Source organism: Rhodococcus sp. DMU1 (assembly GCF_012272955.1).
In the GTDB taxonomy this organism is placed as follows: Bacteria; Actinomycetota; Actinomycetes; order Mycobacteriales; family Mycobacteriaceae; genus Rhodococcus; species Rhodococcus aetherivorans.
Genome location: NZ_CP050952.1, coordinates 5,363,229 through 5,378,776, shown reverse-complemented (window position 1 = coordinate 5,378,776; position 15,548 = coordinate 5,363,229). Strand labels below are relative to the sequence as shown.

The following is a 15,548-nucleotide window of genomic DNA, read 5'->3' as shown; positions in this document are numbered from 1 at the left end:
GTCGCCGCGCCGGCCGACGGAACCACCACCACACGCAGCGTAGCTGCCGTGTGGCCCGAAAATCTTTGCAGTAGAACGTGACTGCGGTACGACGAAGGAGAACGCTCGATGACCAAGGTGATGAACGGAATCAAGGTCGTGGAGGTCGCGTTGTATGCGTTCGTCCCCTCGGCCGGCGCGATCCTGTCCGACTGGGGAGCCGACGTGATCAAGGTCGAGCACTCCGACTTCGGGGATCCGATGCGCACGACCGCGGCGTGGGGCGTGCCCGGCGACGTCGACGGCATGTCGGGTCTGTGGGAGATAAACAACCGTGGCAAGCGCGCCATCGCCCTCGACATCGCCACCCCGCAGGGTCGCGAGGTCCTCATGAAGCTGGTCGAGACGGCCGACGTCTTCTCCACCAACTTCCTGCCGGATGCGCGGACCAAGCTGGGTATCGACGTCGACGACATCATGGCGCGCAATCCGCGCATCGTCTACGCGCGCGGCACCGCCCAGGGGGTGGCCGGACCCGACTCCGAGAAGGGGGGATTCGACGGCATCACCTACTGGGCGCGCTCCGGTGCGGCGGGGTCGATCGCCCCCGGCGACCTCGAGTGGCCGGCCAACATGCCGGGCCCGGCCTTCGGCGATGTGCAGAGCGGCATGGCGCTCGCCGGCGGGATTGCGGCCGGACTGCTGCACCGCGAACGCACCGGGGAGGGCATCGTCGTCGACACGTCACTGTTCGCGGTCGGCGCGTGGGCGATGCAGGCGACCATCGCCGGCGCCCAGCTCGTCGGGGCCGCGGAACTGCCCTATCCGGACCGGTCCGCGCCGGTGAACCCGGTCTCGAACATCTACCGGACCAGCGACGGCCGGTACATCCATCTGGCGTTGTTGCAGAGCCAGAAGTACTGGCCCGGGCTGTGCGAGGCGATCGGCCGACCCGACCTGATCGACGACCCGCGTTACGCGACGTTCGAGGACCGCGCCCGCAACACTCGCGAGTGCACCGCCGAGCTCACCGAGGTGTTCCGGACCCGCACCCTCGCGGAGTGGACGGACATCCTCGGCAAGCAGGAGGGACAGTGGGACGTCTTCCGCAAGCCCCTCGACGTGCTGACGGACCCGCAGGCGATCGCGAACGAGTACGTCCGCACCGTCGAATACGAGGACGGACGCACGCTGGATCTCGTCACGGCGCCGATGCGATTCGGAAACGAGGCCCCGGTGCTCACCCGTGCTCCCCAGCACGGCGAGCACACCGAGGAAGTGCTGCTCGAGCACGGCCTCGACTGGGACCAGATCGTCCAGCTCAAGATCGACGGCGCCATCAAGTGAGCCGGATCCGGGATGCGGCAACGGGTGAGCGAGGCCGTCGCATCCGGGTCGGGCTGGGAGCGCTGACCGCCCAGACTGTCGGCGGGACCGCGGCGGAGTCGGGCCGGGCGCTGGACGCCCTCGTGCGGCATGCCGTGACCGCCGAGGAGTCCGGGTTCGACTCGGTCTGGCTCAGCGAGCACCACTTCGCAGAGGACGGTTACCTTCCCAGCCCGCTGGTGGTGATGGGTGCGCTCGCCCGCGAGACGACCGACGTCGACCTCGCGACGAACGTCGCGATCGGGCCGCTCTACAACCCGCTGCGGTTGGCCGAGGACGTCGCGGTCGTCGACCAGCTCAGCGGCGGGCGCGTGCTCCTGGGCCTCGGACTGGGTTATCGCCCGGAGGAATTCGCGGCGCTCGGCATCGATCGTTCGCGGCGTGCGCTGATCCTCGAGGGGACCGTCTGCACGCTACGTGCAGCCTGGTCGGGGGAGTCGGTCGTGCCGCCCGGACGGAGCGGACAGGCCGTCCAGGTCCGTCCGCTCCCTGCCCGGATCGGGGGTCCGCCGATCCTTTTGGGCGCGTTCGCGAGTCGGGGTGTGCGCCGCGCTGCACGTATCGCCGACGGTTGGATCGCGCCCGAGCTCGCGTCCGTCGCGCAGCTGGCCCGCCGGATCGGGACGCTCGAACTCGCAGACCTGGACCGGCCCTTCCACATCGCCCTGACGATGTGCGCGTTCACCGCGGCTTCGGGGGTGTGGGAGACGGTGGCGGCCGGGCATTCCCTTGTCGGCGACCGGTACCGGCGCTGGATGGCGCAGGCCGGGGACGGCGCCGTCCCGGACGGGCCGGGCACGAACGTGCCCGTCTCGACGCGGCCGGACCATGTCGTGGCCGGCACGCCCGAAGAGTGTGTCGACCAACTGCGTCCGTGGTGGGAACTGCTGAGGGCGCTGCCGCAGACGGTGAGCGCGCACGTGACGGTGCGTGTGGTGTTCCCCGGAGTTGACGATGCAGCGACCCGCGAGTCGATCCGGCTGCTGGGAACGGACGTATTCCCGGCTCTGGCCGAGTGACTCGGCCCTCGTGACGCGGAACGCTTCCGGGTATGGACTGTGATCTAAATCTCCGTTAATATTCGCATGTTCCTAATGGTAAGGGCATGCAATCCGCCGAGCGGATCTTCCGTTCGAACTCCATCCGATTCTCAGGAGGATTACGTGTACGACCTTCGCGATATCAAGATCATCGACACCGACACCCATGTCGTCGAGCCCCCGGACCTGTGGACATCGCGGATGTCGACCAAGAAGTGGGGCGATCTGGTGCCGCACGTGCGCTGGGACGATCACCGCGGTGACCAGGCGTGGTTCGTTGCCGGCAAGCGCATGAGCGCGGTCGGTTCGCCGGCGATGGCCGGCTGGCACGAGTACCCGCCGAGCTGCCCGCCGCGATTCGAGGACACCGACCCGCGCTCGTGGGATCCGGCCAAGCGCCTGACGATCATGGACGACTACGGCATCCACGCGCAGATCCTCTACCCCAACGTCGCGGTGTTCAGCTCCAAGACGCTGCAGTCCAACGGTGACAACGAGTTGCAGATCGCGTGCATCAAGGCCTACAACGACTACCTGAGCGAGTGGGCGCAATTCGCTCCAGGGCGGTACATTCCGGTCGGCATTCTGCCTTTCTGGGACATGGAGGCCACGCTCGCCGAGGTCGAGCGCGTCGCCGCGGCGGGTCACAAGGGGCTCGTCTTCACGCAGAATCCGGCGGCATTCGGTCTGCCGATGCTCACCGACCCGTACTGGGACCGCCTGTGGGCTTCGGCGCAGGAGAAGAAGCTGCCGATCAACTTCCACATCGCGTCCGGCGAGGTCGACCTCAGCGGCTTCGGCCACGAGAGCAACGGCGTGCACGCCAACTACGCGATGATGGGCATCTCGTTCTTCATGGACAACGCCCGCACCATCTCTCAGCTCATCTGCGGCGGCATCTGCGATCGATTCCCCGACCTGAAGTTCGTCTCGGTCGAGTCGGGCATCGGCTGGATCCCGTTCGCGCTCGAGGGCCTGGACTGGCAGTGGAAGAACTCGGGTGTGCACAAGGAGCACCCGGAGTACGAACTGCTCCCCAGCGAGTACTTCAAGCGGCAGATCTACGGCTGCTTCTGGTTCGAGCAGGACTCGGCCCGCAGCGCGATCGAGCAGCTCGGCGCCGACAACGTCCTGTACGAAACCGATTACCCGCACCCGACGTCGATGTCGCCCGGTCCGGCCTCCGATGCGCTGGCTCCCGACGAGTACCTGCGTCGCAACTTCGCACACCTGTCCGAGGCGGACGCCCGGAAGATCCTGCACGACAACGCCGCCGCGCTGTACAACCTGGACTCCTGAGTCCGCAGCCCCGCCGCTACCCCGTCTGCCGCGCATTCGCACGGCCCAGCACTGTGGAGGAAAGATGTCCCTCTCGGAGTTCGAGTCCCGCGCCCGCGCGTGGGTCGTCGAGAACGTCGCCCGACTCGGGTTCGACCGGGTCGACGACCCTTACGACGTGGCCGTGTTCCACGATCTCGGATTCGACGAGGAGAAGGCACTACTCGATCAGCACCGCGTGTGGCAGAAGGTCAAGCTCGAAGCCGGCTACGGCGCTCTCGACTGGCCGGAGGAGTTCGGTGGCGCAGGTCTCGGCGCCGATGTCGCGGAGGCGTTCTCCCGTATCGAGAACGATCACTGTCCTTTGCGACCGCACGAATTATTCTCCGTGACAATGCATCTGATCGCTCCTACTATTCGGCTCCTCGGAACGGAGGGGCAGAAGCGCGAGTTCCTGCCTGCGATGCTGCGAGGCGACCTGCTTGCGTGCCAGCTCTTCTCCGAGCCCGATGCCGGATCCGATCTGGCGAACCTGGGTACCCGAGCCGTGCGCGACGGCGACGACTGGGTGATCACCGGACAGAAGGTGTGGACTTCGGGCGCACAGTTCGCCGACTGGGGTGAACTCATCGCGCGCACCGACCCGGACCAGCCCAAGCATGCGGGCATGACGGCGTTTCTGATTCCGCTGGACGCCCCGGGTGTCGAGATCCGCCCGATCCGGCAGATGTCCGGTGGCAGCAGCTTCAACGAGGTCTTCCTCGACCGGGTGCGCATCCCCGATTCGCTGCGCCTGGGTGGAATCGGCAAGGGCTGGTCCGTCGCGCTGACCACGCTGGCGTTCGAGCGGGAGGGCGGGTCCAACTCGGCGAACGTCGGCGGGCAGTTCGACCAGCTCCTCGCCACCGCCCGCACTCTCGGCCGCGACACCGATCCGCGGGTGCGCGAGCTCCTCGCGCGGGTCTACCTGCGGCAGAAGCTCGCCCAGGTCGACATGCTGCGAGATCGTCAGGCCCGGGAGGCCGACGCCGCCCCGACGGCGGTCGGGTCGGTGCGCAAGATCCAGTGGGTCGACAAGCTCGCCGCGGTCTCCGAGGCTGCGCGCATCATCCTCGGACGTGATCTCGTCGCGGACACCGGCGTGCCGGGCACGTTCGGCTGGAACGCGCACGTGCTCGGCGCGCCCGGGTACAGCATCGCCGGTGGCTCCGACGAGATCCAGCGCAACATCGTTGCCAAGCGACTGCTCGGACTGCCGCCGGAAGTTCGAGTCGACCGCGGAGTGACCTGGCGGGAAGCGCGCGCCCGTGCCGCCGCCGCGACCGCCTGAGCCGACCCTCGGCGCCACGATCCGAACATCACCCTTGTGTACTACCCCTCGAGTACTGCTCTTCACGAAAGGCCGTGTTCCATGAGAATCTCGACGCTGCGCCGCACGATCGCCGGACTGGGGGTCGCCGCGCTGACGTTCACCGCGGTCGCCTGCGGTTCCGGCACCACCACCGAGGTCGCCGCAGAGGACCTGGGCCCGCAGGGGGACGCCGCGTGGCAGGAGGTGATCGAGGCGGCCAAGCAGGAGGGCTCGGTGACGTATTACACCGGGCAGGCGACCGACAATCTCGAGAACCTCGCCAACCGCTTCGAGTCGGCGTACGGGGTCACGGTCGACATCGTCCGCGACAACGACGCGAATCTGCAGACCAAACTGGCCGCGGAGGCCTCGACCGGCCGGCAGGTCGCCGATGTCGTCGCCTCGGCGGCCCGCCCGTGGGTCGACGAGCGTATCGCCGAGGGCTACTACGCCCCGGTCACCGGCCCGGCGTTCGACGCAGCCGAGTTCGACAGTGAGAAGTTCATGATCGGCGACACGATCTTCACCTCGTCGGCGGCCGTGCTCACCTACGGCTGGAACACCGACCGGGTCCCCGAGGGCATGGACAGCTACGAGGACCTGCTCGCCCCCGAGCTGGCCGGCGGCAAGATCGGCGTGATCCTGCCGGTATCCGCAGCGATCGTCGACTTCTACGACTACCTCGCCGACACTGTCTCACCCGACTTCGTCGCGAAACTCGCCGCGCAGCAACCACGCACCTATCCGGGTGCGCAGGCAATGGGTCAGGCCCTGGCCTCCGGGGAACTCGCCGCCACCGTCTACACCGTCCCGCTGACCGCCGAGAAGGCGGCCGGCGCTCCGGTCGAGTCGGCCATGCCGAAGCCGGTGTTCGGTGCGGCCTTCTACACGGGCGTCAGCGGCGCCGCTCCGCATCCCAACGCGGCGCAACTGTTCGCGAACTTCCTCGTGACCAAGGCCGGTCAGGAAGCGGTCGCCAACCGGGCCGGCGCGGTCCTGCCCGACATCGCGACGGCGGCGACTCCGGCCGAGAACATCTGGGTCAACTCGCGGACCGTCACCGCCGCCGATGTGGAGGCCTTCCGCGCCGAGTTCGAGCAGTTGTTCGGCGCTTCCCAATAAGCACACCGGGTTCGGTACGGACCTGACACGAGAGGAACTTCCGATGAACGTCGGTGAACGTTTGAAGAGCGCGGTGTGCACCGCGGAGGTCATCGTCGTCCGTATCGACGACGGCGCGACGGGGCCGCTGCTGTGCGGCGGCGAGCCGATGAGTGCGGATGCGGCGCCGGCCGCACCCGCGCAGGGCGGCGAGCTTCTCATGGGTAAGCGCTACTCCGGTGGCGGCGTCGAGGTCGTGGTCGTGCGCGGCGGCGCCGGGCCGCTCGCGGTCGGCGACGAGGTCCTCAGCCAGAAGCAGGCAAAGCCCCTCCCGTCCTCGGACTGACCGGGCACCCGGCGCTCCCTCATCCACGAAAGGCGACAGCATGATTCTCGGAACCTCGGCCGCGGCAGAGGACACCGCGTTGCTCACCGACACCATCCGCTCGGTGATCCGTCGGACGGACCCGGTCGACGGACGCGCGGAGCGCGTATACCGCGACGGTCCGGTCGATCGTGACCTGTGGGCCGTGCTGGGCACCGAGATCGGCGTGGGTGCACTCGCCGTTCCGGAGGCCGCCGGTGGTCTCGGCGCGTCGTTCGCCGACGTCGCCGCCGTCCTCGAGCTGCTCGGTGCGGAACTGTGCAGGGTCCCGGTCCTCAGCGGCGTCGTTGCCGCCGCGGCGTTGTCGCGCTGCGACGGCGCGCCGCGTGCCGCGGAGCTGCTCGCCGGCATCGCGACGGGGGAGACCGTCGTCGCCACGGTCGTCACCGCACCGGGTACGGACCCCGGATTTCGGGCCGAACACGTGGGTGACGACGTGTTCGTGACGGGCCGAGCCGGTTTCGTCGTGGATGGCGACGTCGCCGACACCGTGCTGCTGCCCGCCGTCGACGAATCCGGGACGGTGGGCCTCTACGCCGTCGACGCAGCCGTGCTCACGTCCGAGCGGATGGACACTACCGATGCGACCCGGATCTTGTCCCGGGTTCGTGCCGAGGCCGCCCCGGCGACCGTCCTCGCGGAGCGCGCTCCACTCGGGTGGATCCACGACAGGGCGGTCGTGGCCCTCGCGTGCGAGAGCCTGGGCGTCGCGCGTACCTGCCTGGCCAATGCCGTCGACTACGCCGGCCGGCGCGTCCAGTTCGGCCGCGTCATCGGCGGATTCCAGGCGATCAAGCACATGCTCGCCGAGGTCTCCGTGGCCGTCGAACTCGCCGAGTCCGCCGTTGCCCACGCCGTGTGGGCCGTCGTGGAGGGGAGCGACGACGATCTGGCCGAGGCCGCTGCGATCGCAGCCCTCGCCTGCGGGGACGCTGCACGCCTCGCCGTCGAGAAGAACGTCCAGGTGCACGGCGGCATCGGCTTCACCTGGGAACACACCGCACACCTGTACTACCGCCGTGCTCTGACTTCCGGCGTCCTGTGGGGGAGCGGTGACGATCATGCCCAGCGCCTCTATGCTCTGGCCGCGGCAGGCGCCGCGACAAGCAGCGAGGCATCCACCGATCCGAGGCAAGAGCCGGCATCCGCCGTGCTCTCCTCCACCGAGTCCTGAACCCCGCTCGTTCAGAAAGCGAGTACACCGTGTCCCACGTCTCCGTACGCCAGCTGCTCAAGAACTTCGACGGAAAACCACCCACCGTCGCCGTCGACCACCTCGACCTCGAGATCGAGGACGGCGAATTCCTCGTGCTGCTCGGCCCGTCGGGCTGCGGCAAGACCACGACACTCCGCTGCCTCGCGGGCCTCGAACAGCCGGCCGGAGGCTCCATCACCCTCGGCGACCAGGTGGTGTTCGACCGGCAGCGCGGCATCAACCTCACCCCGGACAAGCGGTTCATCGGAATGGTGTTCCAGTCCTACGCTCTGTGGCCGCACATGACTGTGCGCAAGAACATCGCCTATCCGCTCAAGTCCCGCAAGCTCACCGACGCTCTCGCGAGCGGGCGCGTCGAGGAGACCGCGGCGCTGGTGGACTGCGAGCGGTTGCTCGACCGTCTCCCCGCCGAGCTGTCCGGCGGTCAGCAGCAGCGCGTGGCTCTGGCCCGCGGCTTGGTCTCCCACCCTGACCTGGTGCTGTTCGACGAGCCGCTGAGCAACCTCGACGCCCGCCTGCGCGACCAGGTGCGCGCGGAGCTCCACGACCTGCACCAGCGCAAGCCGTTCACCGCGGTGTTCGTCACGCACGACCAGAGCGAAGCCCTCGCTCTGGGAACCCGGATGGCGATCATGAGGTCGGGCAGCATCGTCCAGATGGGCCCGCCCCGCGAGGTCTTCGAGGAGCCGGTCGACGAGTACGTCGCGGGTTTCACCGGCATGTCGAACCGGGTCCCGTGCGAGTACGTCGACGGCCGCTGGTACGCGTTGGGCACCGAGATCCACGGCATGCAGCCGCGTGCGGCCGCGTCGGTCGGCGCGTTCGTGGTGCGCCTGCGCCCCGAAAAGGTACGCCTGGTCCCGGACGTGGCGGACCTGCAGCCCGGCGAGGCGGGCATGTTCGTCAACGTCGACGACGTCGAGTACGGTGGCCTGCACCTGGACGTCATGCTCTCGGTCGCGGTCGAGGGCTCCCAACGCCGCCAGTTGCACGCCCGCGTCGCGACGTTCGATTCGTTCCGCGCACCGCGGCTGATCGAACGCGATGCGCGGATGGTTCTCGCCTTCGACCCGATCGACGGGCGCACCTTCGACACCGACGGCAAGGCGCTGCCGATGGATCAGCAGGCGCTCGTCAGCGCCCTGGTGGGGTGAGGGCGATGGCGATTCTGACACTGCCACGGACCGAGGAGCACGAGTCCGTCACAACCGCCCCGAACGGCATGCGGAATACGGCGGTGCGCGCCGGGGCACGCCGAATGGGTGTCGTCGCGTTCACCGCGTTGCTCGCCTACCTGGTCGTCCTCCCGATCGTGCGCCTGCAACTGACCGCGTTCGAGGACGGCGCTGCCGGTTACTCGCGGGCATTCGGATTGTCGCGTATCGGTCAGATCCTCTGGTACACACTTGGATTGGCGATCGGATCACTGGCCATCGCGATGGTGCTGGGAACCGCTCTGGCGTGGGCGGCCAGCCGCCTGCCCCGCCGATTCGCGTTCCTCGAAGTCCTGCCGATTCTGCCCATCGTCATTCCGGCTGTCGCCTCGATCGTCGGCTGGGCGTTTCTGCTGTCGCCGCGGCCCGGCTACCTCAACGCCATGCTGCGGAATCTGCCGTGGTGGTCGCACCTCGAGGAAGGCCCGGTCGACATCTACTCGATCGAGTGGATCGTCATCATCACCGGCTTCTCGCTGAGTTCGTTCGTCTTCATGTTCGTCCGCTCTGGATTCGAGAACATCAACTCCGAGATGATCGAGGCCGCACAGGTTTCCGGCATGCCGGAATGGAAGGTCTTTTTCAGGATCACCCTTCCGCTGCTGCGCCCGACCCTCATCTACGGCTCCGGTGTCGCGCTGCTGCTCGGTCTCGGCCAGTTCACCGGACCACTGCTTCTGGGCACCAACTCCGGCGTCAGCGTGCTCACGACCGAGATGTACTTCCAGATCAGTGACAGTCCCGCGCAGTTCGCGACCGCCGCAGCGCTCGGCTCACCGCTGCTCGTCGTCGGTGTCGTCGTGGTGTTCGCGCAGAAGGCGATGCTCGGAAATCAGCGTCGGTTCGTCACGCACGGCGGCAAGGCGTTCAAATCACAGGGTCGGCCCTCCAAGGCCGGCGTCGCGGTGATCCTGGTGTTCTCGCTGCTGTCGACGATCCTGCCGCTGCTCGCCCTGGTGTTCGTCGCGCTGTCCCGATACTGGCGCGGCACCATCGACTTCTCGACCCTGACGTTCGACAACTTCCGCACGATCTTCTCCGGCACGGCCGTGCCGGCCGCGGTCGGCAACAGCTTGATGTTCTCGTTCGCGGCCATGGCGATCGTGCTGCCGCTCGGCTTCGTCGCGGCCGGCCTGATCGTGCGCGGCCAGCGCTACCCGGCCCTTCGCCTCCTCGTCGACGTTCTGGTATCGATGCCGCTCGGAGTTCCAGCCGTGATCTTCGGCGCAGCGTTCCTGCTGACCTACACCACCGGTCCGATCATCCTGTACGGCACGCCGTGGGTCGTGATTCTGGTGTACGTCACGCTCATGCTGCCGTTCGCGACCCGCATGCAGCTGTCGTCGATGCTCGCGCTCGGCGACAGCTACCTCGAAGCGTCCCGCGTCAGCGGCGCGGGCTTCGTCGCCACGAATGTGAAGATCCTGCTGCCGCTCATGCGCGGCAGCTTGGGCGGCACCGCGGCACTGCTGTTCGTGCTGCTCACCCACGAGTTCACGGCGTCGCTGCTCGTGCGCGCGTCCCGGACCCAGGTCATGGGCACCACCCTGTTCGAGTACTGGTCCAACGGCGGGTACCCGCTGGTGGCCGCCGTGGCCCTCGTGATGACGGGCGTGACCGCCGTGGGTGTCACTGCGGCGATGCTCGCCGGCGGCGCGGACGCGATGAGCAAGATGTGACATGTCCCCGGACCGCCCGGCCGACCACGTGTCGGCCGGGCGGTCGTGCGTTCTGCCCGATTGTGCGGTGCCGACACACAACGGCGGACAGCCCGGGTTTCCGTATCGGAATTGATTAACACATATACTAACGCGGCCGTCCTCGGATAAGGTGGCGCCCATGACCGAAGCGGACGCCCGCGACCTCGACTACTGGTCCTTCGTCGAACTCGCGAACCGGCGCCTGAGCAGCCGATACGGCGATTACCACGAGCAGGCCACCGAGGTGCTGCTGACCCTCAACCGGGCCTCCGACATCGTCACGTACGACCTGGAGGCGGCCGTGCACCGCCCGAGGGGGCGGTCGTGGTCGGCGTACCGCCTGATGTTCGTCACCTGGCTTGCCGGCCCCATCGAGCCGAAGGTGGCCGCCAAGCTCACCGGCATGAGCCGCGCCGCTGTCTCCAATCTGGCGAAACCGCTGGTCGAGGCCGGCCTGCTGGCTCGCACCCCGGATCCGGAGGACGGCCGGTCGGTCCGCTTGTCGCTCACCGAGGCCGGCGAGCGGGAGATCGTGGAGACGTTCCGCGCCCAGAACGAGCGCGAGGCTGCCTGGGTCGATGTGCTGACCGAGGCGGAGCAGCAGATCCTCGTCATGCTGCTCAACAAGCTCATCACCAAGCGCAGCCGGTTCGATATGCGCGACCGCAACTGACAACCGATCTTCCCGATGTGGTTGCGCTCACGTCCGAAAACTAGTTAAGGTATTTACTAACACCGCGGGGGATCTCCGCGGATCAGCCACCCAGAGCCCGAGGAGCGGAATCCCATGGCGTTCTATCGACAGCTCGGCGTCATCCCGCCGAAGCGGCACACGCAGCACCGCAACGAGGACGGCGGGTTGTTCTACGAGGAGCTGATGGGCGAGGAGGGCTTCTCCTCGGACTCGGCGCTGCTCTACCACCGCCACATCCCGTCGGCCATCGTCGACGCGACCGAGTGGAAGCTGCCCGAGCAGGCCACCACCCCGAACCACCCCCTCAAGCCGCGCCACCTGAAGCTGCACGATCTGTTCCCGGAGACCGTCTGGGCCGAGACCGACGTCGTCACCGGCCGCCGGCTGATCCTCGGCAACGCGGACGTGCGCCTCTCCTACGTCGTCTCGACGAAGGAGTCGCCGCTCTACCGCAACGTCGTCGGCGACGAGATGGTCTACGTCGAGTCCGGCACCGCCCGCGTCGAGACCGTTTTCGGTGTGCTCGACGCGAAGGCCGGCGACTACGTACTGCTGCCGATGGCCACCACGCACCGCTGGATCCCCACCGGCGACGAGCCGCTGCGCGCCTATGTCATCGAGGCCAACAGCCACATCGTCCCGCCGAAGCGCTTCCTGTCGCGGTTCGGCCAGTTCCTCGAGCACGCGCCGTTCTGCGAGCGCGACCTGCACGGCCCGACCGAGCTGATCCAGGTGGAGGACACCAACGTCGAGGTCCTGGTCAAGCACCGCACCTCGCACGGCATCGTCGGCACCCGCTACCTCGTGCCCAACCACCCGTTCGACGTCGTCGGTTGGGACGGCTGCCTGTACCCGTACACCTTCAGCATCCACGACTACGAGCCCATCACCGGCCGAGTCCACCAGCCGCCGCCGGCGCACCAGGCGTTCGAGGGCAACAACTTCGTCATCTGCAACTTCGTGCCCCGCAAGGTGGACTACCACCCGCTGGCGATCCCGGTGCCGTACTACCACTCCAACGTCGACTCCGACGAGATCATGTTCTACTGCGGCGGCGACTACGAGGCCCGCAAGGGCTCCGGCATCGGCCAGGGTTCGATCTCCGTCCATCCCGGCGGCCACGCCCACGGTCCGCAGCCCGGTGCCTACGAGCGGAGCATCGGCGTCGACTTCTTCGACGAGCTCGCCGTCATGGTGGACACGTTCCGGCCGCTCGAACTCGGCGAGGGTGCGCTCGCGTGCGAGGATGCGGCCTACGCCGGAAGCTGGAACCGGGGGCTGCAGAAGTGAGCACTCTCGGAGCCCTGCTGACGGAACTGTGCGACGACGCCGCGCTGTTCCCGCCCGGCAACGCCCCGCTCGATCGCGCCCTGCCGGCCCACGCCGCGCACCGCGTCGCCGACCATGCCGGGCTGGTGGGCACGTTCGTGTTCCCGGCGCCGCGGATCCCGGAGTTGCTCGAGGCACTCGGACAGCGCCCGTTCGGGGGCGACCTCACCCTGAGCATGACCGTTCCGGGCGGGCCGTCCGCGGTCGTTCCCGCGATGGAGAGCCTGCGCGACGTCGACGGCGTCACCGTGGCCGCCCTCGAGATCGCCGTGCCCGCCGGGGAGAGCCCCGCCGGTGTGCTCGTCGCCCTCGACCTGATCGCCGCCGAGTACCCCGGAGTCGCACTGTTCGTGGAGGTCCCGCGCGACGAGCGCCGCGCCGAGATCCTCCAGGGACTCGTGGGGTCGCGTTACGCGGCGAAGTTCCGCACGGGCGGGGTCGTCGCGGAGGCGTACCCCGACGAACGGGAACTCGCCGACGCCCTCTCGACCGTAGTCCGCACGAAGGTCCCGTTCAAGGCCACGGCGGGCCTGCACCACGCGGTCCGCAACACCGACCCGCACACCGGATTCGAACAGCACGGATTCCTCAACGTGCTCGCCGCCGTCGACGCCGTGCTCGACGGTGCGGACACCGCGGCCGTCGCGGCGGTGCTCGCCGACCGGGACGGCGCCGGCCTCGCCGCCCGACTGCGCGACCTGTCGCCTGCTCGAATCGAAGAGCTGCGCAACAGCTTCCGCTCGTTCGGCACCTGCAGCATTGCGGAGCCGCTCGCCGATCTCGTCGAGGTCGGCCTGGCCCCGTCGACGATGTCCCCGATCACCGAAGGATCCCTTGCATGACCGTCATCGACATTCCGGAAGGTTCGCTCTTCGGCGCGAACAACCTGCCCTACGGTGTGTTCTCCACGGCCGGAACGGAGCCCCGCGTCGGTGTGCGCGTCGGTGACTCCGTCCTCGACCTCTCCGTCGTGTTCGACGACCCCGCCTTCGCCGAGCCCACCCTCAACGCCTTCATGGCGCAGGGCCGCGCCCGCTGGGACGAGGTGCGCGCCGCGCTGCAGAGCCTGGTCACCGGGGACGTGCCCGCCGAGGCCGTGCACGCCGTCGCGGACGTCGAACTGCACCTGCCGATCGAGGTCGCCGACTACGTCGATTTCTACGCGTCGGAGAACCACGCGTCGAACCTCGGACGGCTGTTCCGGCCCGACAATCCGTCGCCGCTGATGCCGAACTGGAAGCACCTGCCGGTCGGCTACCACGGCCGCTCGAGCACCGTCGTCGTTTCCGGCGTGGACATCGTGCGCCCGTGTGGCCAGCGCAAGGGCCCCAACGACCCGGCGCCCGTCTTCGGTCCGTCGATCCGTCTCGACATCGAGGCCGAGATGGGCTTCGTCGTCGGTGTCGGCTCGCCGATGGGATCGTCGATCACCCCGGACGAGTTCGCCGACCACTGCTTCGGGGCCGTCATCCTCAACGACTGGTCGGCCCGTGACATCCAGGCGTGGGAGTACGTTCCGCTCGGCCCGAACCTCGGCAAGTCCTTCGCGACCTCCATCTCGCCGTGGGTCGTGCCGCTGGCCGCGCTCGAGGCCGCCCGCGTCGACACCCCGGTGCAGGACCCGGAGCCGCTGCCGTACCTGAAGGGCACCGAGAAGTGGGGCCTGGACATCGATCTCGAGGTCGAATGGAACGGCCACGTCGTCTCGCGTCCGCCGTACGCCCAGATGTACTGGTCGCCGGCGCAAATGCTCGCGCACACGTCCGTCAACGGTGCCGCCACCCGCACCGGCGACCTGTTCGGATCCGGCACCATCTCCGGGCCGGAGAAGGACCAGCGCGGCGCGTTCATCGAACTCACCTGGGGCGGTAAGGAACCGGTTCAGGTCGGCGACGAGACCCGCACCTTCCTCGAGGACGGCGACGAGATCGCGATCTCCGCGACCGCGCCGGGTCCGGACGGCACCCGCATCGGCTTCGGCGAGGTCCGCACCCGCATCCTGCCCGCGAAGGACGCCGGCCGCTGAGCCGACTCTCCCCGGATCCGCGCGCCGGTTCGACAGCGGCGCGGTGCATTCCGCGCGTCGACGTCCGGTCGGCGCGCGGATCCGTTTCAGCGGACGATCAGCGAATCACCCACGGCCAGAACGCCGTCCGATACCACGTCGGCGTAGACGCCGATGCAGGGGGCGGGCTTGCCGCCCGCCCGGTTCGGGACGCGGTTGCGGTCGGTGACGGTGCGCAGCATGTCGCGCCGGGCCGGCACCTCCTGGTGCGGCAGCGTCACCATCACACACCGCGCCGTGCGCTGCGTCGGCACGAGCGCGACGGAACCGGCCTCGATACGCCGGCCCAGCCAGTCGTCCTCGACGAATCCGGTGTCGTCGGTCGAGACCACGAGGTTGGGCCGGAAGCGGCGCAGCGCGACACCGGCGGTGTCGCCCGTGCCGAGCGCCTCCACGGCGGCCGTCGTGAGCAGGTGCAGCGGCGCCTCGTCGTAGGTGCGGGGGCGGGCCTCCAGGGTCAACGCACGCCCGGTCAGCTCGGACAGCAGCCCGGGGGTGCGCGGGTCGTCGCCGCGGGTGCACCGGCCGTCGGGCAGCTTGATCTCGAGGACGGACGGATCCGACGGGTCGGCGTCGTCGAGCAGGCGGGCACGGCACTCGAGCAGCCGCGACCAGGCCCGCACCTTCTTCGCTGACGCGACGGTGCCGGTCTCGGCGTCGATCACCGCCCACATGTGGTCGCCGCGCAGCCCGTCGGACTCGATCGCCGCCGACTGCAGTTGCTCGCCGCCGAACGACTTGACCGGGTAACGCCAGAGCTGAGAGACCTGCACAACGGGCCAGCATACGGACCGGTGTGTCCTTCGGGCG

General features: G+C 68.6%; 14 protein-coding genes. 13 read left to right on the top strand and 1 reads right to left on the bottom strand.

The window, feature by feature from the left end; all coding sequences use genetic code 11:
• Positions 1–108 precede the first annotated feature (108 nt).
• The 13 genes from HFP48_RS24485 (at position 109) to fahA (ending at position 14,699) form a co-directional block, all read left to right on the top strand.
• Entirely contained in the window at positions 109–1,326 is a 1,218-nt protein-coding gene (locus tag HFP48_RS24485) for a CoA transferase (protein ID WP_029546412.1), read from the top strand.
• Positions 1,323–2,384, top strand: coding sequence for an LLM class flavin-dependent oxidoreductase (locus HFP48_RS24480; protein WP_246872474.1), 1,062 nt, complete (start codon positions 1,323–1,325; stop codon positions 2,382–2,384). Before HFP48_RS24485 ends, HFP48_RS24480 begins: the two co-directional genes overlap by 4 nt.
• A 144-nt stretch (positions 2,385–2,528) precedes the next feature.
• The gene (locus HFP48_RS24475; RefSeq protein ID WP_029546410.1) at positions 2,529–3,704 is read left to right on the top strand and encodes an amidohydrolase family protein; all 1,176 of its coding nucleotides are present in this window, start codon (positions 2,529–2,531) and stop codon (positions 3,702–3,704) included.
• 64 nt (positions 3,705–3,768) lie between these two features.
• Entirely contained in the window at positions 3,769–5,013 is a 1,245-nt protein-coding gene (locus HFP48_RS24470; protein ID WP_168580201.1) for an acyl-CoA dehydrogenase family protein, read from the top strand.
• 81 nt (positions 5,014–5,094) lie between these two features.
• Positions 5,095–6,156, top strand: coding sequence for an extracellular solute-binding protein (locus HFP48_RS24465; RefSeq protein ID WP_065921999.1), 1,062 nt, complete (start codon positions 5,095–5,097; stop codon positions 6,154–6,156).
• Positions 6,157–6,199: 43 nt separating this feature from the next.
• Positions 6,200–6,481 carry a hypothetical protein gene (locus tag HFP48_RS24460; protein WP_006939834.1) on the top strand — a complete coding sequence of 94 codons (282 nt, stop codon included), beginning with the start codon at positions 6,200–6,202 and terminating at the stop codon, positions 6,479–6,481.
• A 40-nt stretch (positions 6,482–6,521) separates the two neighbouring features.
• Positions 6,522–7,694 carry an acyl-CoA dehydrogenase family protein gene (locus tag HFP48_RS24455; protein WP_006939831.1) on the top strand — a complete coding sequence of 391 codons (1,173 nt, stop codon included), beginning with the start codon at positions 6,522–6,524 and terminating at the stop codon, positions 7,692–7,694.
• A 29-nt stretch (positions 7,695–7,723) separates the two neighbouring features.
• A complete protein-coding gene (locus HFP48_RS24450; RefSeq protein ID WP_168580200.1) occupies positions 7,724–8,890 on the top strand; it encodes an ABC transporter ATP-binding protein in 1,167 nt (388 codons plus the stop codon).
• A gap of 5 nt (positions 8,891–8,895) precedes the next feature.
• Positions 8,896–10,629, top strand: a complete 1,734-nt coding sequence (locus tag HFP48_RS24445; protein ID WP_168580199.1) for an iron ABC transporter permease — start codon at positions 8,896–8,898, stop codon at positions 10,627–10,629.
• Positions 10,630–10,789: 160 nt separating this feature from the next.
• Positions 10,790–11,323, top strand: coding sequence for a MarR family transcriptional regulator (locus HFP48_RS24440; RefSeq protein WP_006939823.1), 534 nt, complete (start codon positions 10,790–10,792; stop codon positions 11,321–11,323).
• A gap of 114 nt (positions 11,324–11,437) precedes the next feature.
• Positions 11,438–12,634: a cupin domain-containing protein gene (locus tag HFP48_RS24435; protein WP_006939821.1), complete on the top strand. Its 1,197-nt coding sequence runs from the start codon at positions 11,438–11,440 to the stop codon at positions 12,632–12,634.
• A complete protein-coding gene (locus HFP48_RS24430; RefSeq protein WP_168580198.1) occupies positions 12,631–13,515 on the top strand; it encodes a hypothetical protein in 885 nt (294 codons plus the stop codon). The genes HFP48_RS24435 and HFP48_RS24430 overlap by 4 nt, the downstream gene beginning before the upstream one ends.
• Positions 13,512–14,699: a fumarylacetoacetase gene (fahA, locus tag HFP48_RS24425; protein ID WP_006939815.1), complete on the top strand. Its 1,188-nt coding sequence runs from the start codon at positions 13,512–13,514 to the stop codon at positions 14,697–14,699. Before HFP48_RS24430 ends, fahA begins: the two co-directional genes overlap by 4 nt.
• A gap of 86 nt (positions 14,700–14,785) precedes the next feature.
• On the opposite strand, the gene HFP48_RS24420 is transcribed toward fahA, so the two are convergent.
• Positions 14,786–15,511, bottom strand: a complete 726-nt coding sequence (locus HFP48_RS24420; protein WP_168580197.1) for an MOSC N-terminal beta barrel domain-containing protein — start codon at positions 15,509–15,511, stop codon at positions 14,786–14,788.
• Positions 15,512–15,548: the final 37 nt, after the last annotated feature.

Excerpts from the sequence above, each read along its gene's own strand:
- HFP48_RS24485 (WP_029546412.1), top strand. The coding sequence starts at position 109 with ATGACCAAGGTGATGAACGGAATCAAGGTCGTGGAGGTCGCGTTGTAT.
- HFP48_RS24445 (WP_168580199.1), top strand. The coding sequence starts at position 8,896 with ATGGCGATTCTGACACTGCCACGGACCGAGGAGCACGAGTCCGTCACA.
- HFP48_RS24440 (WP_006939823.1), top strand. The coding sequence starts at position 10,790 with ATGACCGAAGCGGACGCCCGCGACCTCGACTACTGGTCCTTCGTCGAA.
- HFP48_RS24465 (WP_065921999.1), top strand. The coding sequence starts at position 5,095 with ATGAGAATCTCGACGCTGCGCCGCACGATCGCCGGACTGGGGGTCGCC.
- HFP48_RS24455 (WP_006939831.1), top strand. The coding sequence starts at position 6,522 with ATGATTCTCGGAACCTCGGCCGCGGCAGAGGACACCGCGTTGCTCACC.
- HFP48_RS24435 (WP_006939821.1), top strand. The coding sequence starts at position 11,438 with ATGGCGTTCTATCGACAGCTCGGCGTCATCCCGCCGAAGCGGCACACG.
- fahA (WP_006939815.1), top strand. The coding sequence starts at position 13,512 with ATGACCGTCATCGACATTCCGGAAGGTTCGCTCTTCGGCGCGAACAAC.
- HFP48_RS24460 (WP_006939834.1), top strand. The coding sequence starts at position 6,200 with ATGAACGTCGGTGAACGTTTGAAGAGCGCGGTGTGCACCGCGGAGGTC.
- HFP48_RS24470 (WP_168580201.1), top strand. The coding sequence starts at position 3,769 with ATGTCCCTCTCGGAGTTCGAGTCCCGCGCCCGCGCGTGGGTCGTCGAG.